Origin of the sequence: Kushneria avicenniae, from assembly GCF_900112585.1 — a bacterium.
Lineage (GTDB): Bacteria > Pseudomonadota > Gammaproteobacteria > Pseudomonadales > Halomonadaceae > Kushneria > Kushneria avicenniae.
On record NZ_FOLY01000004.1, the window covers coordinates 329864 to 351952 of the forward strand.

At 59.6% G+C, this 22089-nt stretch carries 20 protein-coding genes; 6 read left to right on the top strand and 14 right to left on the bottom strand.

The genetic code is table 11. The annotated features are described in order from the left end of the window. Nucleotides 1–43 precede the first annotated feature (43 nt). Nucleotides 44–1366, bottom strand: a complete 1323-nt coding sequence (locus BM079_RS10715) for a purine-nucleoside phosphorylase (protein WP_090133842.1) — start codon at nucleotides 1364–1366, stop codon at nucleotides 44–46. A gap of 308 nt (nucleotides 1367–1674) precedes the next feature. Between BM079_RS10715 and BM079_RS10720 the strand changes: the two genes are divergently transcribed. Continuing rightward, complete coding sequence (locus BM079_RS10720) at nucleotides 1675–3246, top strand: sensor domain-containing diguanylate cyclase (RefSeq protein WP_090133845.1); 1572 nt, start codon at nucleotides 1675–1677, stop codon at nucleotides 3244–3246. Between the two features lies 1 nt (nucleotide 3247). Here BM079_RS10720 and speB read toward each other — a convergent pair whose 3' ends face one another. The 5 genes from speB to BM079_RS10745 all read right to left on the bottom strand — a co-directional run bounded on the left by speB (nucleotide 3248) and on the right by BM079_RS10745 (nucleotide 7423). Then, entirely contained in the window at nucleotides 3248–4144 is an 897-nt protein-coding gene (speB, locus tag BM079_RS10725; RefSeq protein WP_090133847.1) for an agmatinase, read from the bottom strand. Between the two features lie 144 nt (nucleotides 4145–4288). Continuing rightward, on the bottom strand, nucleotides 4289–5353 hold the full coding sequence (gene modC, locus BM079_RS10730) for a molybdenum ABC transporter ATP-binding protein (protein WP_090133849.1): 1065 nt from the start codon (nucleotides 5351–5353) through the stop codon (nucleotides 4289–4291). A 42-nt stretch (nucleotides 5354–5395) separates the two neighbouring features. After that, nucleotides 5396–6100: a molybdate ABC transporter permease subunit gene (gene modB, locus BM079_RS10735; RefSeq protein ID WP_090133851.1), complete on the bottom strand. Its 705-nt coding sequence runs from the start codon at nucleotides 6098–6100 to the stop codon at nucleotides 5396–5398. Nucleotides 6101–6136: 36 nt separating this feature from the next. Further along, nucleotides 6137–6916: a molybdate ABC transporter substrate-binding protein gene (gene modA / locus BM079_RS10740; RefSeq protein ID WP_090133853.1), complete on the bottom strand. Its 780-nt coding sequence runs from the start codon at nucleotides 6914–6916 to the stop codon at nucleotides 6137–6139. Between the two features lie 132 nt (nucleotides 6917–7048). Continuing rightward, nucleotides 7049–7423: a winged helix-turn-helix domain-containing protein gene (locus BM079_RS10745; RefSeq protein ID WP_090133855.1), complete on the bottom strand. Its 375-nt coding sequence runs from the start codon at nucleotides 7421–7423 to the stop codon at nucleotides 7049–7051. Between the two features lie 297 nt (nucleotides 7424–7720). Between BM079_RS10745 and BM079_RS10750 the strand changes: the two genes are divergently transcribed. Beyond that, the gene (locus BM079_RS10750) at nucleotides 7721–8026 is read left to right on the top strand and encodes a hypothetical protein (RefSeq protein WP_090133857.1); all 306 of its coding nucleotides are present in this window, start codon (nucleotides 7721–7723) and stop codon (nucleotides 8024–8026) included. Between the two features lie 217 nt (nucleotides 8027–8243). Here BM079_RS10750 and BM079_RS10755 read toward each other — a convergent pair whose 3' ends face one another. Beyond that, complete coding sequence (locus tag BM079_RS10755; protein ID WP_090133860.1) at nucleotides 8244–9395, bottom strand: YncE family protein; 1152 nt, start codon at nucleotides 9393–9395, stop codon at nucleotides 8244–8246. 157 nt (nucleotides 9396–9552) lie between these two features. Next, entirely contained in the window at nucleotides 9553–10620 is a 1068-nt protein-coding gene (locus BM079_RS10760; protein WP_175489670.1) for a YncE family protein, read from the bottom strand. A gap of 284 nt (nucleotides 10621–10904) precedes the next feature. Here BM079_RS10760 and BM079_RS10765 point away from each other — a divergent pair, with 284 nt between their 5' ends. After that, nucleotides 10905–13187, top strand: a complete 2283-nt coding sequence (locus tag BM079_RS10765; protein ID WP_281243953.1) for a FepA family TonB-dependent siderophore receptor — start codon at nucleotides 10905–10907, stop codon at nucleotides 13185–13187. A gap of 88 nt (nucleotides 13188–13275) precedes the next feature. After that, entirely contained in the window at nucleotides 13276–14256 is a 981-nt protein-coding gene (locus tag BM079_RS10770) for an alpha/beta hydrolase (protein WP_090133863.1), read from the top strand. 89 nt (nucleotides 14257–14345) lie between these two features. Here BM079_RS10770 and glpT read toward each other — a convergent pair whose 3' ends face one another. Further along, a complete protein-coding gene (glpT, locus tag BM079_RS10775; RefSeq protein WP_090133865.1) occupies nucleotides 14346–15680 on the bottom strand; it encodes a glycerol-3-phosphate transporter in 1335 nt (444 codons plus the stop codon). 339 nt (nucleotides 15681–16019) lie between these two features. On the opposite strand from glpT, the gene cadR reads away from it, so the two are divergent. Further along, nucleotides 16020–16451 carry a Cd(II)/Pb(II)-responsive transcriptional regulator gene (gene cadR, locus BM079_RS10780; protein ID WP_090133867.1) on the top strand — a complete coding sequence of 144 codons (432 nt, stop codon included), beginning with the start codon at nucleotides 16020–16022 and terminating at the stop codon, nucleotides 16449–16451. Between the two features lie 19 nt (nucleotides 16452–16470). Here the strand turns inward: cadR and dcd are convergent, their stop codons facing one another. From dcd to BM079_RS10805, 5 genes are all read right to left on the bottom strand, one after another. Further along, the gene (dcd, locus tag BM079_RS10785) at nucleotides 16471–17037 is read right to left on the bottom strand and encodes a dCTP deaminase (protein WP_086622150.1); all 567 of its coding nucleotides are present in this window, start codon (nucleotides 17035–17037) and stop codon (nucleotides 16471–16473) included. Nucleotides 17038–17221: 184 nt separating this feature from the next. Continuing rightward, a complete protein-coding gene (apbC, locus tag BM079_RS10790; protein ID WP_090133869.1) occupies nucleotides 17222–18028 on the bottom strand; it encodes an iron-sulfur cluster carrier protein ApbC in 807 nt (268 codons plus the stop codon). Nucleotides 18029–18195: 167 nt separating this feature from the next. Further along, a complete protein-coding gene (gene arfB, locus BM079_RS10795; RefSeq protein ID WP_090133871.1) occupies nucleotides 18196–18606 on the bottom strand; it encodes an alternative ribosome rescue aminoacyl-tRNA hydrolase ArfB in 411 nt (136 codons plus the stop codon). A 130-nt stretch (nucleotides 18607–18736) separates the two neighbouring features. Beyond that, nucleotides 18737–19711 carry an alpha/beta hydrolase gene (locus BM079_RS10800; protein WP_090133873.1) on the bottom strand — a complete coding sequence of 325 codons (975 nt, stop codon included), beginning with the start codon at nucleotides 19709–19711 and terminating at the stop codon, nucleotides 18737–18739. 56 nt (nucleotides 19712–19767) lie between these two features. After that, nucleotides 19768–20229 carry a tellurite resistance TerB family protein gene (locus tag BM079_RS10805; RefSeq protein ID WP_090133875.1) on the bottom strand — a complete coding sequence of 154 codons (462 nt, stop codon included), beginning with the start codon at nucleotides 20227–20229 and terminating at the stop codon, nucleotides 19768–19770. Between the two features lie 195 nt (nucleotides 20230–20424). Here BM079_RS10805 and BM079_RS10810 point away from each other — a divergent pair, with 195 nt between their 5' ends. Further along, nucleotides 20425–21804 (top strand): NAD-dependent succinate-semialdehyde dehydrogenase, encoded by a 1380-nt coding sequence (locus BM079_RS10810; RefSeq protein WP_090133877.1) that lies wholly within the window; start codon nucleotides 20425–20427, stop codon nucleotides 21802–21804. Nucleotides 21805–22089 lie beyond the last annotated feature (285 nt).

Consider the following 22089-nt stretch of genomic DNA (forward strand, 5'->3'; position numbering starts at 1 on the left):
CAGGTGCCGGGCGTTATCGAATGGAATGTCACTGCCAGGGGGCTCAGCTCGAGGCATGATCCTCGTCACCATCGGTGGTCGCCTCGCCCTCTTGCGTGCCCTCATCCTCTGACGAGCCACTCTGTTCGCCAGGGGCCGCCTTATCGTCAGGCATATCATCAGACGCTGGCTGATCCCCGGCCTCCTCTGACGTCTCTTCCGGCACGCCTTCCTGCCAGTCCTCCCAGTCCGTCACGATCGATTCGATCAGCGGATAGCCGGCACGCACCATATTGGTCAGCGCCGGCGTATAGCCGCCCTGCTTGGCATAGCCGGTCAGGCCATCAGCATCGGAGAGTCCTTCATATGGCCGGTTAAAGCTGGCACCGGCACGGACCACCACAGTACGTTCGCGCTGGAGGCGCCCGGCCTCATCGGCACGCTTCAAAGCTGTCAGAATGGCATTGTCTTCCTGCTGTCCGGTGCAGATGCTGGCCTTGTCGCCGGCCACCTGCTTGCCGAGCTGCCCGGCGCGATCGGCCAGTCGGTTGCCATACCACCAGGTATCGCTGGAGACGCTGTCACATTGCACGACCGCAGGCGCCTCATTGGCAGGTGCATGGTCATAGTGCTTGCGATAGGCCGCTGCGTTGTCGCTGTCGGCCAGCTCGACGCCCCTGGAAAGCTCGACGGCCCGGTCCACGAGCGCATCATCGAGATGATAGAACTCGGTACCGTATTCCTGATGCGGGTCCTGGGTGGGGGTATGGGTGTTGATGCTCAGATATCCCGTGGTCCAGCCCTCGGGAACATCGCGGGCATCCAGTTCCCACTGGATGCCGAAATCGACCAGATAGCGCGGCCAGGTGGGCGACCCCAGGGTGCCCTGATGCGGATCGATACTGGCCACGCCCGAGACCAGAAACCAGCTGTCGGAGAGATCGAATTCCGGTGAGAACGCCAGCGTTGAGATGGAGGTCGCGGCATTGGCGTAGCCCTTGCCGGTCGTCATCAGGCACACATCATCATCGTTACAGCTGACGCTGCCAAAAGAGCCGTGCAGCCCGGGCACCTTGATGTCCTGGGTCGGCGCCAGCTTCTCGGCCCAGACCTTGCGCTCGGGGCCAAAAGTGGTGATGACCATGGCCTTGACGTGACGCGGCGTTTTTTCAGCTTTTTCAGCATCATTGCCATCGCCCTCTTCACGAGAAGTCGTGCCGGTAGCATCGCCATCACTGTGACTCACTTGAGCTTCAGATTGCGATTCGGTTTCCGGCGTCGCATCGGTGGTCGCCTGTTCGTGTTCGACGCTTTCGGTATCGGCCAGTACCGGCAATGACAGCGGCAGGGTCAACAGGGTGGCTGCCAGCAAACGGGAATAACTCATGACGTAACCTGCTGTTTCATCGGGATGCCCGTGATCATCTCACATCCGCTTGCACGAGCACATGCTGTCGCGGCAGAACCCTGGCGGGCGCTCGTTTTTAGCGACAGTCCAGCAAAATTTACTTAATATTGATTAAATTAGAATATTTAACTAAATAGCCTGCTACATCAGACCGACCCACCGGCAAGCGCATGTCAGGTGAGAGACATACCATAAAGTTTATAAGCGAAATGCCGTTAAAAACCGGGATTATCAGGCACGGATCCCTGCTTTAACGCGTCATTTAAACGCATCATTCGGAACACTCGATGCCCTACCTGAACTCGCTGCGTAACCGGTTCATCATTACTCTGGCGATCATGCTGGTGCTGGTCATGGGCATTCTGATGTTTATCCTGCATCAGCTCATGATCCCCAACCTCCTCAGCGAAGAGCGCCAGGGGGCCCACGTTTACGCCAACGTCCTGCAGGAAAGCATCGACAGGGATGCACGCAATCTCAATACCATGGTTTATCAATGGGCGACCTGGGCCGGTACCTGGGAGTTCATGAACGGGCGTCGGCCGGACTTTCCTCAAACGCATATTACGCCGGCAGTCTTTGATGATCATGCAGCTGATCTGATGATCATTACCAATCCGAATGACGCCATCAGCTGGATTGCCGGCCGCAACCCGGTGAATGGCAGCTTCACTTCGTGCGCCCAGCCTGCCGGAGACTGTCAGTGGTCACTCGATCTTGTCCGCGAGATGCAGAGGCAACTGTCTTCCACCGATACCATGCCCAGAATCGGCGTCCGACCCGACTTCGCCATGATCAGCACATGGCCCATCACACGCCGGGATAGCAGCTTCGCGGCAGGAAAAATCACGCTCATGCGCCTTTTACCTGGCCAATGGCAACCGGAAGCCGGGCTTTCAACCCTGACGCTCTCCTCCATTCGCCTGAAAAAGGGGGATCGGCATGACGACAAGCCAGCCATCAGTATCGAGCCGATCGACGATGACACCCTTCGCTTGACCCTGACACGCCCGAGTGCGACTCCGGAGTATCAGGTCCTGATGACGACGCGCCTGAAACGCGATGGCCTGCATGCCGGCATTGCACGCTTCAACATGACCATGCTCGGCTCGCTGCTGCTACTGATCGCATTGATGATGGCCATGCTGTGGGTATTTCGTGCCATCGTGCTGCGCCCGATTACCGAGCTTTCACGCTATGCCAGCGCCCTGCGCCAATCCCCCGGGGAGCACCTGGAGGCGCCGCCTCCCTGGCTGCAGGCACGTAGTGATGAACTGGGCAACATGGCGCGCGAATTTCAGACGCTGATCAAGGAACTCAACGAGCGCAACGCGCATCTGAAGGCACTGACCAATCGTGATGCGCTGACGGGACTGGGCAATCGCCGCCTGCTGGATCGTCAGCTGCCGCGCACCCTGTCACTGACGCATCGGCTTGAGCGCCCGGTAGCGCTGATCATGATCGATGTGGATCACTTCAAGCTCTATAACGACTTTTACGGCCACCCGGAGGGCGATCAGTGTCTGAAGACCATCGCTGAAACCCTGAGCGATATCTTCCAGCGCGAATCGGATCTGGTCACCCGGGTCGGCGGTGAGGAGTTCGTGATTGTGCTGCCCGACTTTGATCTCGAACGCGCCATGGATATCGCCCGCGGGGTCTGCACCGCCATGGAAGCCCAGTGCATTCCCCATGTCCCCTCGCCCACCCACAAGTACGTCACCATCAGTGCCGGCGTGGCCATCTCCTCGCCCGATCATCCGCTGTCGGGCGAGGCGCTGATCAAGCAGGCCGACCAGGCGCTTTATCAGATCAAGAAAAGCAGCCGCAACGCCGTGGGGTGCACTACTTGCGACTGAATCAGCCGCGCATGGCAATAAACGTCCACAGCAGCGTGGCCGCCGCCAGTGAGGTAATCTCCTGCGGATCATAGGGCGGTGATACTTCCACCACATCCATGCCGATCAGATTGAACTCTCTCAAGGCTTCCAGAAGTTCCAGCGCCTTCATGGTCGTGATACCGCCGATCTCGGGCGTGCCGGTACCGGGGGCATGGGCCGGGTCCAGCACATCGATATCAAAGGTCACATAGATCGGCGTGTTCCCCATGCGCTCACGCACCTTTTGCGCCAGCGCTTCCCCATTGAGGGTCATCAGCTCGCGAGAATTCAGCCACTCGCCGCCCTGTTCGGCCAACCAGTCCCGCGTAGTGGGCTCGACCGGCGAGCGAAGCCCCAGACTCAGGGTCCGCTCCGGCGCCACCAGCCCCTCGTCGATGGCGTTGCGCAGAAAGGTGCCATGGCCAATGTCATCTCCAAAGTGGCTGGCCCAGGTATCGCAGTGCGCGTCAAAATGAATCAGCGACAGCGGCTGATCAACACGACGGCGCTGCGCTCGCAGCACGCCCAGCGTGGTGAGATGATCGCCCCCGGCACACAGCAGCGTCTGCGCTGGTGCCTGCTCAAGCGCTGCGCTCACGCCGGCCTCGATACGCCGCAGGGCGTCATGCTGGCCGACCTGCATGATGTCAAGATCGCCCAGGTCGCTGACCAGTGCGCAGGGATCGGTTTCAAACTCGGGATGGCGGCCATCGGTCAGCATCATGCTGGCCCGGCGCAGGGCGTTGGGCGCCATGCGCGCCCCGGGGCGGAAGGTGACCGAGCAGTCATAGGGCAGCCCCAGAAAGCCAAAGGGACGCGCGCTATCCTGCGGCGCTTTCAAAAAGGTGGCGATACCCTGATACGGCAGACCCGACATGCAATACCTCTCTTGCGGCGTTTGAAACGCAAAGGGCGATGACGAAAGAGCGCATCCTGAGGCTGGCCCGTGCGGGGGTCAATAGCCTTTGAAACGCCCGGCATTGATCACAGGGTAGCCGCGCTGGTGGCGACGTTTCGAGTCTCAGCCGGCCAGGCTGACGCTTCGAATCAGTGCCACGACCGTCATGCCCGGCACCAGTTCAAGCGCTTCGGCAGCCTCCAGAGCAATACGCGATTGAAGCGACTGCCCCCCCAGGGACAGCGTGACTTCAAGCGTGCCCGGCGCACCCGGCGTCAGAGTCGTAATGACCGCCTCAAGCTGATTGCGAAAGCTGCTGTCGCTGTGATGGGACAGCGCAATGGCCACATCGCGCCGACGGATACGCACCCGCAGCGGACTCGCCTCGGGCTGTGACAGCAGCGGCAGCGTCAGGTACTGTCCATCGGCCAGCGCCACCCGACTGGCATGGTAGTGATGATCGTGGGAAAGCACCTGCCCCTGCAAAAGCGAGCTGGCCTCGAAGCCGCCCAGCCAGGGCGACATATCCCCACGGGAGAGCAATGTCTCCAGCCGGTCGCTGGCCATGACGTGCCCCCGGTCCAGCACCACGAGCTGTTCGGCGATCGCCATCAGCTCTTCGGGATCATGACTGACAAACAGGATCGGCAGGTCAATCTCGCGGGTCAGCCGCACGATATAGTCCAGAAGCTCCTGCTTGCGCGCCCCGTCCAAGCCGGTCAGGGGTTCATCCATCAGCAGCATGTCGGGCTCGGCCAGCAGCGCCCGGCCGATCGCTACCCGGCGTGCCTCACCGCCCGACAGCGCCCCTGGCATACGCTCCAGCAGCGCTTCAATGCCCAGCAGATCGACCACGCGATCAAACGCCTCGCCGTGCGTGATCCGTCGCGCGTAGGTCAGGTTGCTGCGCACCCGATAGTGGGGAAACAGGCGGGCCTCCTGAAAGACCACGCCCAGTCGGCGCTGATGCGGCGGCACGAATATCTTCTGCCCGATGTCTACAAACGTTCGACCATTGAGGGCAATACGCCCCTGATCGGGGCAGTCAAGGCCGGCCAGCATGCGCAGCAGCGTGGTCTTGCCGCTACCGGAATGACCGAAAAGCGCCGTCACGCCCGACCCGGGCGTTGTGATATCGACATCAACGTCAAAATCGCCCTGCCGATGCTTGATACACAGTTCAAGCATGGCGGCGCTCCCACAGAGTCGATGTCATGTACAGGGGCAAGGTCATGGTGTCCCCCTGTCGCGACCGGCCATGCGGCGACGGGTGCGACGCGCCAGCCATTCCGAGGCAACCAGCGAGACCATCGCCACGACTACCGAAATCACGCACAGCCGCGCTGCGGCGTCTTCCATGCCGGGCGTCTGGATCAGGGAGTACAGCGCCAGCGGCAGCGTGCGGGTCTCGCCGGGAATATTGGAAGCAAAGGTAATGGTGGCGCCGAATTCGGAGAGCGCCCGGGCGAAGGCCAGCACCGCACCGGTCACCAGCCCGGGCACGGCCAGCGGCAGGGTAATGGTGAAAAAGACCCGTAGTCTTGAGGCGCCCAGCGTGCGCGCGGCCGCCTCGAGTCGCGGGTCCACCGCTTCCAGCGACAGTCGAACAGCGCGCACCAGCAGCGGAAAGGCCATGACGCCGCCCGCCAGCGCTGCCCCCTGCCAGGTAAAGGGCAGCGACAGTCCGAGATGATCATAAAACCAGCCGCCCACAGCTCCACGCCGCCCCATCACCACCAGCAACAGATAACCCACCACCACAGGGGGGAGCACCAGCGGCAGATGAACGACGCCATCAAGCAACGACTTGCCGACAAATTCATGACGCGCCAGCAGCCACGCCATGAGAATGCCGGGGACCAGAATGATCAAAAGCGCCGTACCGGAGACCTGCAGGCTGATGCGCAGGGCCTCGATTTCAAGCGGTGTCAGCACATCGACATCCTCGTGCTGGCCCCCACCGGCAATGGATCAGTTGGCAGCATCCGAATCGTTGACCTCGAAACCATATTGTTCAAACGTTCCGGATGCCTGGTCGCTTTCCAGCCACTGCAGAAAGGCCTGTGCCTGCGGGCTCGGATCCTCACCGATCAGCGCGGCCGGATAGGTGATGGGATCATGGCTGTCGGACGGAAACAGCCCCAGCTGGTGAACATGCTCGCCAGCCATGGCATCGGTGGCATAGACCACACCCAGCGGTGTCTCGCCACGCTCGACCAGCGCCAGCGCACCGCGTACGTCACTGGCACGCGCCAGCCGTGGCTCCAGCGCCTGCCACTCGCCCAGATGCTCGAAGGCCTGCCGGGCATAGATGCCGGCCGGCACGTGGGCCGGGTCACCGACAGCAATACGATCGTTCTCGCCCAGATACTGCGCCAGCGGGTGATCCTTGTCCGGCGTGAAGTCCTTGATGCTGCTGTCCTCTGCAGTAATCAGGGCCAGACGATTATTCAGCAGGTCACGTCGCGCCCTGACCGGTTCCCCCTGCTCTTCCAGCCAGTCCATCCACTTCTCGTTGGCAGACAGATAGACATCTGCCGGTGCCCCCTGGGAGATCTGTCGCGCCAGTGTCGAAGAGGAGGCATAGACCGGCACGATGTCGACGTCGTGATTCTTCTCGTACTGCTCGATCAGGGTATTCATGACATCCGTCAGCGAGGCAGCGGCCTGAACGTCGACGCGCTCTGCAGCGCTGGCGGCATTACAGAGCAAAAGCGTGGCAGTGGACAATACGGCCAGGGATCTGATCATGGGAGGGGTTCTTCCTTGAAAATATTGGTTGTTCATACCGGGCACATCGTCCCGATGTGCTTATGTTTGCACACCGCCCGATCCGGCTCAATGCCGGTACGACAATCGGATCATCGTGTCCTGCAGCCGGCGTTATTCGGCCTGAGGGCTTGCATCCGCCATGCAGCGCTCGAAATCCTCAAAGTGAACGGCGACGGAACAGCGGGTCTGATGCTCGACACGGCGATAGCGCGCCACCAGCTCCTGACCGAGCGGTGTCAGATGCGCGCCACCATGAGAGGCACCGCCCTTGCTGGAGCACACGAGAGGCTGCTGGAAGGCCGCATTGAGCGCATCGATCAGATGACGCGTCTTGCGATAGCTGATACCGGTGCGCCTGGACGCCGCCGAAATGGATCCGGTGTCATGGATGGCTTCCAGCAGATCGATCTTGCCCGGGCCCAGCACCAGACCGCCGTCAAACACCAGACGCAGCTTCGTTTGCGGACGGGACATGTCGATGGTCATGACGCCTCCATCTCCTCGGGAATAACAAAGCCATTGTTATATCACGCACTCTTGCATGGCTGCATGACAGAGCGATGGACCGGGAAATAAAGCACTCTATTCATTAAAAATTACATTAATAAATTATCACATTAAAAAAATATTACACCTTGTTTTCATGCAGTTACTTCCATTTCGCAATTTTGTTTCGCCGTTATTTCCCTTTCACGATTTGTATTCCAACGCGGTGCCAACCAAACTTTTTGTCGGCAGGTCACAGGATCTGTCGAGACATCTTCCTGGGACAGGAGAAACACGATGAAAGCAACATGGCTTGCCCCCTTTGTACTGGCACTGGCCGCCACCCCCGCGTTGGCCAGCGACATGGATACCGATACCGACGACGGTCAAATGCAGGACAGTCAGATGCAGCAGAGCACCAGCTCTGATAGCACGCACTCGGGCATGAACAGTGACACCTCCGATCACGACGGCCAGATGACGGATCAGAACGACCGCATGGACGCCGACGGTGACATGGATACCGACGACGCCAGTCTGGAGCAGGGAACGCAAAGAGACAGCGACATGCGCCTGGAAAAGGACAACGACACCGATACCTGATCCATACGGAGCGCAGCTCCCGTGCTACGCTCTATCGACGTGAGAACCAGCAGCATACGGATGACTTCGGCCCTTCCAGAACCGCCGATGCCGAAGGCACTGACAGCAACACTTAAGCGGTCTCGGACATCGCCGTCCGTTTACCCCTGGATAAAGAAAACAGCCTCCCGATCGGGAGGCCGTTTCATGACAGGCGAGGCGCTTGACGCCGTCGGCATCAGGGCTTGATACGGATCACGCTGTCAAGCTTGTCAGTCTGATGGTTCTCATCCAGTTCCTGTTTCAGGGAAACGTAGGCACCGGAAGCATCCGAGATCGCGGCCAGGCTGTTGGGCATCAGCGGCGTCTTGATGGTATCGATCAACTCGTGGCTGTCTCGATCAAAGAGGGTCACCGTTTTTGCCTTGCGATTGGTCACATACAGACGATCACCTTCCAGCATCAGCGCCAGCGTGCCGTCACCGCTTTTCAGCGTGTCCACAACCTCGCCATTTTCAGTGTCCAGCACCGTGACGTCGCCGCTGTTGGAATTGGTAACGTAGAGCTGATGCTTCTCGCCATCAAGCGCCAGATTCAGCGGGCCGTCACCGCCGGTAGGCCACTGAGCGATGATTTTGTGGCTGTCCATGTCGACCACGCGAACGGCGTTATCCTTCATGGTCGAGACATAAAGACGCTTGTTGTCGTGATCCACGGCAAGACCGGTGGCCCAGACCCCAAACCCTTCGATGGTATCGGTCAGGGTCAGATCTTCGCCGTTAATGACCCACAATACGCTCTTGTCGCCCACACCGGTCACATAGAGCGTGTTGCTCTGCTCATCGATATGAAGCTGGCGCGGGTTGGGACCAAAGACGTCATTCTTTTTCGCTTCGGCCTTTTCAGCATCGGTGGCAAGTGCCAGATGACGAGTACTGTTGTCATCCAGATTAATGGCGGTCACGCTCTGATCCAGCGTATGGCCGACAAACAGCGTATGCGTTTTCTCGTTGAGCGCCAGACCGAAGGGCTTTTGATCCAGCTTGATGGTCTTCTGGATTTCCAGCGTCTGCGGATCAAGCTTGAAAATGCTACCGCCGTCGGCCTCACCGTAATTATCGCTGGCGCCCTCGCCGAAGCCCTGTGCGGCAGCCACATAAATGGCCTGCTGCGACGGACTGAAGACCAGCTCATAAAGACCCTCTCCCACCTCTTTCTGAGCCACGATGTGATCGGAAACGCTCTGCTGCCTGGCACCCTGCTGCTCGGCACCCTGCTGTTGGGACGGCTGCTCGCCGGCGACTGCCCAGGGGGCCGACAGGGTCACGATGCCGAGCGCAATGAGGGCGCCCTGCAGGGCTTTAACGGTACGAAAGGGTGTTTTTGACATGATGACTTTCCAGCATTGAACAGGGTATGGAATGTGCCCCGGAGACTAGCACATGAATGCAAACGATTCTCAGGAATGACTCATGTGACGATACGCCGGCGCCGAACCTTGATCCGACTTATGATACCGGTTCAGCGTCGCGAACCGGTCAGCCATATCAGGGCTTTATCAGTGTGACCGAATTGCCGCGCTCATCGTCGGGAGCTTCCCGTGAAGCGCGATTGGTCACGAAAACATCGTGACTGCCGGGATCGATGGCAATGCTGTTGGGGCGCGGCCCCGTTTCAAACGTTGCAATGACCTCGAGGCTTTCAGCATCCAGCACACTGACCGTTCCGGCACCACGATTGGTGACATAGAGACGTCCGGCGTCTTCATCAAGACCGACATCCAGGGCCCCCTCGCCGGTGCTCACCCGGTGAAGGGACTTGCCGGTTTCTGCGTCGAGCACTTCCAGCTCGCCGCTTTTCTGACCGGTCACCAGCAGGTGTTGATGGCGCGAATCGAAAACGACATTGATCGCTCCCTCTATTTCCAGATCAAAGGTTTTGACAACTTCGCCGCTGTCGGTGTCGATCGCCGCGACCCGATTCTCTCCCAAAAGCGTGACATAGATACGCTGATGCTCGGTATCCAGCGCCAGTCCGGCAGGCCGCGACCCGACGTTTTTGAAGGTGTTGGCAAGCGTCATGTCGTCACCATTGACGACCCAGACCACTCCCTGATCTGCCACACCCGTCACATAAATCAGATTGCTGTCTTCATCCACGGCGGCCAGACGCGGCTGCGGTGGACGCTGGTCACCCTCACGGTCAGCGTCGCTCACCAGCGTCAGGGTCTTGAGAGTCTTGCCGCTTTTGGCATCCAGCGCAGTCAGTGTCCCGCCGCGGGTATCGACCATATACAGCACGTCGCGCTGCTGATCGAGCGCCAGACCGTGAACCTGCTGATTCAGCGCGATGCGTTCGACCACTTCCAGCGTGGCGGCATCCAGACGGTAAAGATAACTTTGCGCGCCCTGATCCCGCCCGCCGGCGTCAGCCACCAGCACCTGGCGGGTATCAGGATCAAACACCAGCTCGTAGAGGCTGCCGCCAAGCTGGACATTCTTGCTGATATGAACGCCTGACTGTGTCTGGGCACTGCCGCCCTGATCAGACTGTGCTACTGCCGGATTGAAAACGCTGGTGCCCAGCAGGACAACCATTGCTCCTGCTGCAACCATGGCAGCCCCCTGCCGCGAACCCCCTCGCTTGCGCATGATGTTGTCTATTCCCTTGAGATGGTGGAGTCGGCTGTCCGCATAAAACGATGCCGTGCTTTTGACTGTTATCAGGCTTAACCGCATGTTTCTTAAGTAAAGTTAAAATCGCTTTACTTGAAAATGATAATAATTAACATTGCGCTTCGTAACAATGCACCGATAACAAAAACTTTCAACATGCCATAAACGAGATCGGCTTGATGAGCCGTTCACGATCGACACGACATTAAAGGGAACAATCAGGGATGCCACGTTCAACGTCAGGTCACACCACGACGCTTGCCATTGCGCTGGCGGTTTCTACGCCCATGTTTTATGCAAGCCCGGTTCTGGCGGCTGCTCAACCTGCAGTCAACTCGCATCAGCAGCTTGAAAGCGCGGCCACCACGGCCGATGCCCCTGCACCGGCCGTCACTGTTGAAGACACTGACGATCTGGGAGAGATGGTGGTACTGGGCACTGCCGAGCAGACGCTCAAGCAGGCACCGGGGGTCTCGATCATCACCAGCGAAGATATCGAAAAACGACCGCCAGCCAATGACCTCTCCGAGATCATCCGTCGCATGCCGGGCGTCAACCTCACCGGCAACAGCGCCTCAGGTCAGCGTGGCAACAACCGCCAGATCGACATTCGCGGCATGGGGCCGGAAAACACTCTGATCCTGATTGATGGCAAGCCGGTCAGCTCGCGCAATTCGGTCCGTTACGGCTGGCGCGGTGAGCGAGATTCCAGAGGCGATACCAACTGGGTGCCACCGGAAATGGTCGAGCGCATCGAGGTGCTGCGCGGTCCGGCCGCAGCGCGATATGGCTCTGGTGCCGCCGGCGGAGTAGTCAACATCATCACCAAACGCGCTACCGAACAGTGGATGGGGTCTGTCACCACCTTCACCAGTACGCCCACCAATAGCGAGGAAGGGGCAACCAGACGTGCCAATTTCAACCTGGCCGGACCGCTGACCAATGATCTGAGCCTTCGACTGTACGGCAGTGCCAACAAGACCGACGCCGACGATACCGATATCAACGCGGATGTCCTTGATGACGGCACGTTGAATCCATCGGCCGGCCGTGAGGGCGTTCGTAATCGTGATATCAATGCATTGCTCTCCTGGCAGGCGACCGAAGACCAGCTGCTGGACCTTGAGATGGGCTATTCGCGTCAGGGCAACATCTATACCGGCGACTCGCAAAACAACAATCGCAACGAGCTGACCGAAGGCCTCGCAGAGGACGGTGCTGAAACCAACCGCCTCTATCGACAAAATGTGGCGCTCACCCATACCGGCCATTGGCAGGATATGGATACGCGTGTCACAGCGCAGTATGAGCGCACCCGCAATACGCGCCTGCAGGAAGGCACTGCAGGCTCAGGAGAGGGACGCATCAACGATCCCGATAATTTTGTCAGCAACGAGCTGAACAGTTATCGACTCAGTGCCGAAGCAGACTACTATACAGACCGCTTTTTCGATCAGGTCATTACCTTCGGCAGCGAATGGAATCGCGATACGCTGGAAGACCCCAGCAATACCAATCAGAGCTTCGGAGAGACCGGTAGCCTGGCCGGTTTTGCCCCCAATGGTGATGACAAGACCAGTGCCGAACTCGGCGGCGTTTATGTTGAAGACAACATCGAGCTGCGTCCGGGCACCATTGTCACACCGGGGTTACGCTTTGATCATCACAGCGAAGCCGGCAGCAACTGGAGCCCAAGCCTGAATGCCTCTCAGGAGCTCAGCGATCACGTCACGCTCAAGGCGGGTGTAGCACGCGCCTTCAAGGCGCCCAACCTCTATCAGACCAACCCCAACTATCTGCTCTATTCGCGCGGCAACGGCTGTGCCATCGGCTCACAGAACTCCTGTTATCTGGTCGGTAACGAAGACCTCGACGCCGAGACCAGCATCAACAAGGAGATCGGGATCGAGTACCGAAACGATGATCTGGTCGCGGGACTGACGTACTTCCGTAACGACTACAAGGACAAGATCGTCTCCGGACTCGACCCTGTTGCGGTGACCGGTGGCGGCACGGATGTGCTGCAATGGCGCAATGCCGAACGCGCCGTGGTTCAGGGGCTGGAGGGCAACCTGCAGATTCCGTTGACCGACAGCCTTTTGTGGAGCAATAACGTCACGTACATGATCGAGTCCGAAGATCGCGAAACCGGCGACCCACTCTCCATCATTCCGGAGTTCACGCTCAACTCCACGCTGGACTGGACCATCAATGACCGGCTCAACACGCAGCTCTACTGGACGGCCTACGGCAAACAGGAAGGCCCCTCACAGCCGATCAATCGTCTGGGGGAGAGAACCGGCGTCAATGATGATAGCCTCTCGCCCTATAGCATCGTAGGCTTCAACGTGGGCTACACCTTCAATGACCATCTGCGCGGCAGCTTTGGCGTCAACAACCTGTTCGACAAGCGTCTTTACCGCGAAGGCAACAGCAGCAACGCCGGGGCTGCGACCTACAACGAGCCGGGGCGCGCGATCTATTCATCGCTGACCGCCTCGTTCTGATGTCCTGACGACTGAAGGAAGATCGCGCCGTCGGAGCAAATGCCCGGCGGCGTGGTCATAGGGATAACACACATCGCCAAGAGCCCCCATGACACAGCATCACCCCTGCGATGGCACCAGACGCCGATTGCTCAAGGGCGCCACCACAACGGCCCTCATGAGCCTGATGCCCGGCACGTTTCTCTCCTTTCCCGCTGCCGCGCGCCCGGGCCCCGACTTCAATCAGCCGCTGCCGCCGGGCATCGTCGAAGAGGGGTCAAACGTCTACGATTTCCGGGTGCACCGCCTGGCCAGTACCGATGGACAGCGTCACTACCGCATCACCGTGGCCATCCCCAAAAAGACGCCGCCCGAGGCCGGCTATACGCCGATCTATCTGCTTGACGGCAACGCCGCTCTGGCAACGCTGGACGAACAGCACCTCAAGGCGATGGACACCGCCACTCCGCCGGTGCTGGTGGCGCTGGGCTACGATACGGATGCCCGTTTTGATGTCGAGGCGCGCCAGTGGGACTACACCCCGAAACGCACGGACCAGCCGCCCATCGTCAACGACCGCCATCCCGAACGCCGCGGCGGCGGTGCCGACGATTTCATCAAGCTGCTCGATGACACCATCATGGCGGAGGCCGAGCGCGACCTGCCCATCAACACGTCCCGGCGCGCCATCTGGGGTCACTCCTTTGGCGGGCTGTTTGTTCTGCACACGCTTTTTACCCGCCCTTCGCTGTTCGATCACTGGTATGCGGCCAGCCCCTCGCTCAGCTGGAACGGCTATCAGGTCGTTGCCGAAGCGGGTCGGTTTCAATGGCCGTCGGATCAGCCAGGCAGCGCACTTTTGATGCGCGGCGACGCCGAACTCCAAAACCGTGGCCCCTACTCCAACGGCGGCAGCGACAAGGAAATCAACGACCAGCTACGAGGTCTGGCACAACAGATGGACCGGTTATCCGGCTTTGAGGCACGCTTTGAAGTGCTTGAAGGGATGGGGCATGGCGCCGCGCTGGCGCGCTCGCTCAAGCTGACGCTCTCGGACATCAGCGGTGCGACCCTGACATCACCGGCCTGATGTGACCGATCTGACAGCCAGGGCCGGCTCGTCTGGCGAGCCGGCCCTGGCTATTGGCGATCCTGTCTGATGGATAGAGAATGCCTGTCTCAAGCGGCGCGTTGGGTCGGCGCCTGACGAAGCGTCAGTGCCAGCAGCAAAATGGCGAGAATGCATGAGCCCACCAGCAGCGCAAAACCGCCATCCCAACCGTAATGGTCCACGGTATAGCCGACCATCGCACTGGCCGCGACCGAACCACCCAAGTAGCCGAAAAGCCCGGTAAAGCCGGCGGCGGTGCCAGCGGCCTTTTTGGGTACCAGCTCCAGCGCATGCAGCCCGATCAGCATGACCGGTCCATAGATCAAAAAGCCGATGGCGATCAGACACAGCATGTCGATGGTCGGGTTACCGGGCGGATTGAGCCAGTAAAGCACGGTGAAGACCGTGACCAGTGCCATGAAACAAATGCCGGTCGCACCGCGATTGCCGCGAAACAGCTTGTCGGAGAGCCAGCCGCACAAAAGCGTGCCGGGAATGCCCGCCCATTCATAAAGGAAATAGGCCCAGGAGGATTTGTCGACCGTAAAGTGTTTGACTTCCTGTAAATAGGTCGGTGCCCAGTCGAGCACGCCATAGCGCAGCAGATAGACAAAGACGTTGGCAAGGGCGATACACCACAGCAAGCGGTTTTTGAGCACATGCTCGACAAAAATTTCACGGGCCGAGAACTCGCGTTCGTGGTTTTCATTGTAGCCTTCCGGATAATCGTTCCGGTACTTCTCGATCGGCGGCAAACCGCAGGTCTGTGGTGTATCACGCATGGTCAGAAGTGCAAAAACGGCAACACCAACTGCCACCGCTGCCGGCACATAAAAGGCCGAACGCCAGTCGTTGAACCAGGCCATCCCCAGAATGAAAAGCGGACCGATCAGACCTCCGCCAACGTTATGGGCCACATTCCATACGGAGACAATGCCGCCGCGCTCGCTTTTCGACCACCAGTGCACCATGGTACGTCCGCATGGGGGCCACCCCATGCCCTGCACCCAGCCGTTGAGAAAGAGCAGCACAAACATGATGGCAATGCTGGAGGTCGCCCACTGCGTAAAGCCGAACAGAAACATGATCAGTGCCGAACACAGAAGGCCGGCCGGCAGGAAGTAGCGTGGGTTGGAGCGATCCGACACCGCGCCCATCAAAAACTTGGATATGCCATAGGCAATCGAAACACCCGCCAGCGCCAGCCCCAGATCGCCGCGGGAATACCCCTGCTCCACCAGACTGGGGATGGCCAGAGTAAAGTTCTTGCGTACCAGATAGTAACCGGCGTAGCCGATAAAGATACCGGCAAAGATCTGCCAGCGCAGTCGCTTGTAGGTGCCGTCGATATCCGCCTCGGGAAGCGGCTTGCCAGGGCGCCCGGCCTTGAAGATTCCGTACATGAATGCCTCGATGTCTGTGACATGACGCGCCGCAGATTATTGTGTATCCCATAAGCGGGGAAGATCCCTGCCACGGCGCTGTCATCAAAATGTCACACTCAGGCATTTCCCCCTACAGAGACCTTGGTCGTGGTAGCACGCTACTGGATACGAACGCATTTCATGAACGTATATGATCTGCGCATCTGAAGGCATAATCTTCATGACCCCGTAGTCTTGTGACACTGGAGTCTTGTGACCCTGCAGCGTCATGGTGGTCAAAGGATCAGACAGGCTTTATGCACCGTTGAATGTCAAACGAAGGAATGTGGTCAACGCGCGCTGAACGGGGAGCAGATCATGAAGATTGGAGAACTGGCGAAGGAAGCCGGCTGCAGTAGCCAGACCATCCGCTTTTACGAGCGCGAGGGGCTTTTACCGGCGCCAGAGCGCAGCGAGAGCAACTATCGCCATTACGGTTCGATGCATCTCAAGCGGCTGAGCTTTATCCGCAACTGCCGGGCGCTGGCGATGAGTCATGCCGAGATCCATGCGCTACTGGCGCTGATGGACGACCCGCGGGGCGATTGTCAGGCCATCAACGCCCTGCTCGATGAGCATATCGATCATGTCGAGGTACGTCTGAAAGAGCTTTCCCAGCTGCACGGCCAGCTCAGGCACCTGCGAGAGAAATGCGAGCACGCCCGTTCGGTGGGCGACTGCGGCATCGTGCACGGTCTGGAAGAGATGGCGCGGGAGGAGGAGCCCGGCAGCAGCACCCATCTGGGCTAGCCGGGCCAGACAAACGAGCTCAGGTACGCGGCAGGGTGACGCCGCGCTGGCCCATGTACTTGCCGCCGCGGTCCTTGTAGGAGGTGTCACACACTTCGTCAGACTCGAAAAAGAGCATCTGTGCCACGCCTTCGTTGGCGTAGATCCGCGCCGGCAGGTTGGTGGTATTGGAAAATTCGAGCGTCACGTGCCCTTCCCACTCCGGCTCCAGAGGCGTGACGTTGACGATGATGCCGCAGCGCGCATAGGTCGACTTGCCCAGACAGATGGTCAGCACGTTACGCGGAATGCGGAAGTATTCCACCGTGCGCGCCAGCGCGAAGGAGTTGGGCGGAATCACGCAGGCATCCCCTTTCACATCTACAAAGCTCTTCTCATCGAAGTGCTTGGGGTCGACGGTGGCAGAATGGATGTTGGTGAACACCTTGAACTCATCGGAGCAGCGCACGTCGTAGCCATAGCTTGACGTCCCGTAGGAGATGACACGCTGATCACCGGCATGGCGGACCTGATCGTACTCGAACGGCTCGATCATGCCGTGTTCCTGCGCCATGCGGCGAATCCATTTGTCTGCCTTGATGCTCACGAGGGGTGTCCTGTCGCAATGCCTGAAAGATGGGGGTAAAGCTGAAGCGCCAGAGCGGCGTCAACGCATGCTGCCATCGCGTTGCACACCGCCCTGGCGGGTGATATCGGCCATGATACCGGCGTGCCCCGCCGAACCAAAGCCCGGGATGCGCCACCCCGGGAAGCGAGACGGCTGCACGGCGTTATTCGCCGAAGCTGATCGACGGGCCGCTTTCGCGCGTTCTGGCGCCGAGCTGCTCATCCACGCGGGCGGCAATTTCCATGAAGGCGCGCGCGGCCGCGCTTTCCGGGTCGGCCACCACAGTAGGATGACCGCCGTCGACCTGCTCGCGAATGCTCATGGTCAGCGGCAGGCGGCCCAGCACTTCGGTATCGTACTGAGCGGCAATGCGGGCACCGCCACCTTCCCCGAAAACCGCCTCTTCATGACCGCAGTTCGAGCACACGTGGGTGCTCATGTTCTCGACCACGCCCAGCACCGGCACGTTGACCTTGCGAAACATTTCGATGCCCTTGCGCGCATCCAGCAGCGCAATGTCCTGTGGCGTGGTGACGATCACCGAGCCCGACACCGGCACCTGCTGTGACAGGGTCAGCTGAATGTCACCGGTGCCCGGCGGCATATCGATGAACAGATAATCCAGCTCGCCCCAGCCGGTCTGGGTCAAAAGCTGCTGGAAGGCGCCGGCGACCATCGGTCCGCGCCAGACCATGGCGGTTTCAGTATCGACCAGCACCGCCATCGACATCATTTTCAAACCGTGCGCCTCGATCGGCTTCATGGTCTTGTCATCGACCATGGTCGGCCGAGTGCCGGGCTTGATACCCAGCATCTGCGCCTGGCTGGGGCCATAGATGTCGGCGTCCAGCACACCGACGCGATGCCCCTGCGCGGCCATGGCCAGCGCCAGATTGACGGTGACGGTGGACTTGCCCACGCCACCCTTGCCGGAAGCGACGGCCACCACATGTTTGACTGTTTCGAGCACTACCTGTCTCCTGTCCGTTTCCTGCCGACACCCCGGATTACGCCTGCGATGTCATGATCGAGCGACAGTATAAACCCTCACCCGGCGACAATCCCAGGTGAAACACTCGGATATAGCCGTGTCTGACCCGTTCAGGCCTTCATCTTTCGTCTCGGTTTTCCACTGAATCAATGATCCACACGCCCACGCAGCGCCTTTTTCTGACCACGCTGCTTCTTGCCTTCCAGCCGGCGCTTTTTGGACCCCAGGGTCGGCCTTGTCGCCTTGCGAGGCCTGTCGGTATGGATCACCGACTTGATCAGCGCTCGCAGACGCGCCTGGGCCTCCTGGCGATTGAGCTCCTGAGTGCGCTGGGACTGTGCCTTGATGATGATCATGCCGCTGGCGGTAATGCGATGATCATTGAGCGAGAGCAGCCGGTCCTTGTACTCCTGCGCCAGGCTGCTGGCTTGTATGTCCATGCGCAGATGGATGGCTGAAGCCACCTTGTTGACGTTCTGGCCACCGGAGCCCTGAGAACGGATGGCATGCATCTCGAACTCGCTGTCGTCGATGGCAATGTGACGGGATATATGCATGCGTTACATTTCTCGAACCGTTTTGGTGCCTGATGCTCAGGGCCGAATGTGCCACCAGACCGGCCGACTGTTTCTGGTATGCCCGGGATGTGGCGTAGACAGTAATATCTGGACAGCCTCCTGACCGCTATCAGTGTTCGGCGTCTTCGGCAGGCGTATAGAGCCCCCGGGCTCGCAGCCAGTGATCCAGCAGTGTGGTCCAGCTGTCCAGTGCGGCGTCGCCCATGCCCAGTCCCGAACCATGCGGCCCGTTGCCGAAGATATGCAGCTCGGCCGGAACTCGGGCATTCACCAGCGCTGTATAGAAATCGATGCTGCCCTGCGGCGGCACCAGCTCATCATTGGTGGTTTGATAGATGAAAGTCGGCGGCGTGTCAGCACTGACCTGTCTTTCGGGGCGATAGCGGTCCCGCCAGGTCCGATCGCACTGATCGATTTTCATCAGCTGGCAGTAATCGATGCGGCTGCTCGGGTCGCTGAACATCACCAGTGCCGGATATCCCAGCACCAGAAAGTCGGGCTGGCTGCGCTGGCGGTCGACCGGATCATCGGCGCTTGCATCCCCCTGATCAAAGCGTGTCCCGGCCAGCGCTGCCAGATGCCCGCCAGCCGAGAAACCGGCCATACCGACCCGGTCGGGGTCGATACTGAAGTCCCCGGCGTGTGCACGTACCCAGCGCATGGCGCGCTGGGCGTCTTCCAGCGGCACCGGCATCGGGTATTCCGGCCCCAGCCGGTACTTGAGCACAAAGGCCACCACGCCGCGGGTATTGAACCAGTTGGCGATCTGGCGACCTTCGGTATTGTCGGACAGCACCTGATAGGCGCCACCGGGGGCAATGATGACTGCCGTGCTGTTGGGCTTTTGCCCGGGCGGATAGATGGTCAGGGTGGGCTGATCACGAAAGCCCTCGCCGCGCGCATCCGGCACGTCACCCTCCCAAAGCGGCACCGTATGCTGTTCCAGATAGCCATTATAGGCCTGCGGCGGTAGCTGCTGCGTATGGGGAACATCGTCCCCGGCGACGGCCGAAGACACCAATGCGGCCATGATCATGGACAGAAATGACAGTACGCCCGAGCGAAAGAGAGGGAGTGCAGACACGACATGTCCTGATGGCCGGTGACAGGGAAGCAGTGAACAACGCAGGCGTGACAATACTACGCCAGGCCCAGCGCCTGCTGTACCTCGAGCTTTTGCGTGATGAAATCGGCATGATCGACATAGAGAAGCTCGGCCAGCTTGCGCACCCGCGCCTCCTCCTGCGGGTCCAGCGCGCCATCGGCGTAGGCCATACGCCAGAGCCGCCCGATCAGCGCCACCCGCTGCGGGTAGTCATATTCATCCCGGATCAGTCGTACGAACTGATAGTGATCCACCGAATCCTCGACCTGCTGACGTGCCATATCAACCAGCGTTTCCACGGCGCTGTCGTCCAGATCAAACCGGCGGCGCAGCATGTCCCGCAGCGTCTGTTGCTCAACATCCTTCATCTCGCCGTCAGCGCGCATGACCTCACACATCAGCGCCGCCACGGCCAGCTCCAGCGTCATCCTGTGATCCTGGTCGCTCGGTGAGCGGCCGCTCATACGCTCGAAAAACTCGTTGATGGTATCCAGCATGCTGTTGTCTCCAAAGGATTGGCGCTCATCGTTATGCCACAGGGCGATAGATAAGGTACAGCGACAGGGGCAAGCGCACGCGTTACGTAATTCAATACTGGAGGATCAGGCAAGGCACAGACAGTAATCACCACGGCATATGCACGGCATAAGCACTACACTCCGGGTCGTTCCGTCATACCAAAGGAGGTTACCGTGTCGAACACCATTAAAACCGTGAATCCGGCTACCGGCCAGACCATCCGGGAATTCGAGACGATCTCCGATGAGCAGCTGCATCAAAAGATCGAACAGACGCATCAGGCCTTTCTCGACTGGAAGCAGCGCTCTCTTGAAGAGCGTGGCAGGCTGGTACGTCGGGTCGGCGAGCTTCTGGTCAGGGACAAGGAGCGCCTTTCGAGTCTCATGACTCAGGAGATGGGCAAACCGATCAGCCAGGCCCCGCCCGAGATCGATCTATGCAAAAGCATTTGCGATTACAGCGCCGACAACGCTGCACGCGTTCTGGCCGAAGAAGAACGTGATCTGCCCGGCGGTCGTGCGCTGGTCACTCACCAGCCGATCGGCATTATCTTCGGCATTCAACCGTGGAACTTCCCCTTCTACCAGGTCATTCGCTACACGATTGCCAACCTGATGGCCGGCAACGCTGTGCTGCTCAAGCACGCACCCAATGTCTGGGGCTGCGCCGAGGCGCTGGAAGAGATCTTTCGTGAAGCCGGCATGCCCGACAATGTCTTTACCGTGCTCTACATTCGCGATGAGCAGGCAAGCCAGGTCACCGAGCACCGTCTGGTGCGCGGCGTCACCTTTACCGGTAGCGCCGCTACGGGCCGCAAGGTGGCCGCGGCTGCCAGCGAACAGCTCAAGAAGACCGTGCTGGAACTGGGCAGCAACGACGCCTACCTGGTGCTCGAGGATGCCGACATCGACAAGGCAGTCGAAACCTGTGTCACCGGCCGCATTACCAACAACGGCCAGACCTGTGTTGCCGCCAAGCGTTTCGTGGTGGTGGACGCCGTCTATGAGCAGTTCCGCGACGCCTTCGTTAAACGAATGAAGCAGGTCGAATTCGGCGATCCGACCGATGAAAACACTCAGCTGGGCCCGCTGGCGCGCAGGGATCTGCGTGACGAGCTCCATAAGCAGGTACAGGCATCCGTCGACAAGGGTGCCGTCTGCCTGACCGGCGGCGAAGTCCCCGACGTGGATGGCTTTTTCTATCCCTCTACGGTGCTGGACAACGTCACGCCCGGCATGCCCGCCTACGACGGCGAGCTGTTTGGCCCGGTCGCCTCGCTGATTCGTGCAAAAGATGAAGAAGACGCGCTGCGTATTGCCAATGACTCGGTATACGGTCTAGGCGGCGGTATCTTCTCCAGAGACGAAGCGCGCGCCGTACGCCTGGCACGCGATCATTTCGATACCGGTATGGTCTGCGTCAACGGCTACTACATTGCGCAGCCCAATCTGCCCTTTGGCGGCGTGAAGGAGAGCGGTTACGGCCGTGAACACGGCGGTTATGGCATGCTTGAGTTCGTTAACAGCAAGTCGCTGATGATTGCTCAGTCATGATGTCGTGATCGTGGCTCTATCCTGCCGCCTGCGGTAATGGGTCAAACCGACGCTGAGCCATGAGCGAGAAGGTAAAACAAATGCCCCGGGAGAGTGACTCCCGGGGCATTTTCATGCAGCGTGGCCTGCCTGCAATGATCTATCGATCGACGTTTAGCGCAGCCCCAGAAAGGACAGGATGAAAAGCACCACGACCACCAGACCGATGAGATAAATGATATTGCGCATGTCTTGCCCCTTGCTTCGTTATGAATGCGGGCCACCCTGTAGCGAGGCCGACCGTTA

Excerpts from the sequence above, each read along its gene's own strand:
- BM079_RS10745 (WP_090133855.1), bottom strand. The coding sequence starts at position 7,423 with ATGACCATCGACATGTCCCGTCCGCAAACGAAGCTGCGTCTGGTGTTT.
- BM079_RS10755 (WP_090133860.1), bottom strand. The coding sequence starts at position 9,395 with ATGTCAAAAACACCCTTTCGTACCGTTAAAGCCCTGCAGGGCGCCCTC.
- BM079_RS10765 (WP_281243953.1), top strand. The coding sequence starts at position 10,905 with ATGCCACGTTCAACGTCAGGTCACACCACGACGCTTGCCATTGCGCTG.
- BM079_RS10760 (WP_175489670.1), bottom strand. The coding sequence starts at position 10,620 with ATGGTTGCAGCAGGAGCAATGGTTGTCCTGCTGGGCACCAGCGTTTTC.
- cadR (WP_090133867.1), top strand. The coding sequence starts at position 16,020 with ATGAAGATTGGAGAACTGGCGAAGGAAGCCGGCTGCAGTAGCCAGACC.
- modC (WP_090133849.1), bottom strand. The coding sequence starts at position 5,353 with ATGCTTGAACTGTGTATCAAGCATCGGCAGGGCGATTTTGACGTTGAT.
- BM079_RS10750 (WP_090133857.1), top strand. The coding sequence starts at position 7,721 with ATGAAAGCAACATGGCTTGCCCCCTTTGTACTGGCACTGGCCGCCACC.
- BM079_RS10715 (WP_090133842.1), bottom strand. The coding sequence starts at position 1,366 with ATGAGTTATTCCCGTTTGCTGGCAGCCACCCTGTTGACCCTGCCGCTG.
- arfB (WP_090133871.1), bottom strand. The coding sequence starts at position 18,606 with ATGCATATATCCCGTCACATTGCCATCGACGACAGCGAGTTCGAGATG.
- speB (WP_090133847.1), bottom strand. The coding sequence starts at position 4,144 with ATGTCGGGTCTGCCGTATCAGGGTATCGCCACCTTTTTGAAAGCGCCG.
- BM079_RS10720 (WP_090133845.1), top strand. The coding sequence starts at position 1,675 with ATGCCCTACCTGAACTCGCTGCGTAACCGGTTCATCATTACTCTGGCG.
- glpT (WP_090133865.1), bottom strand. The coding sequence starts at position 15,680 with ATGTACGGAATCTTCAAGGCCGGGCGCCCTGGCAAGCCGCTTCCCGAG.
- modA (WP_090133853.1), bottom strand. The coding sequence starts at position 6,916 with ATGATCAGATCCCTGGCCGTATTGTCCACTGCCACGCTTTTGCTCTGT.
- BM079_RS10770 (WP_090133863.1), top strand. The coding sequence starts at position 13,276 with ATGACACAGCATCACCCCTGCGATGGCACCAGACGCCGATTGCTCAAG.
- BM079_RS10805 (WP_090133875.1), bottom strand. The coding sequence starts at position 20,229 with ATGCTGGATACCATCAACGAGTTTTTCGAGCGTATGAGCGGCCGCTCA.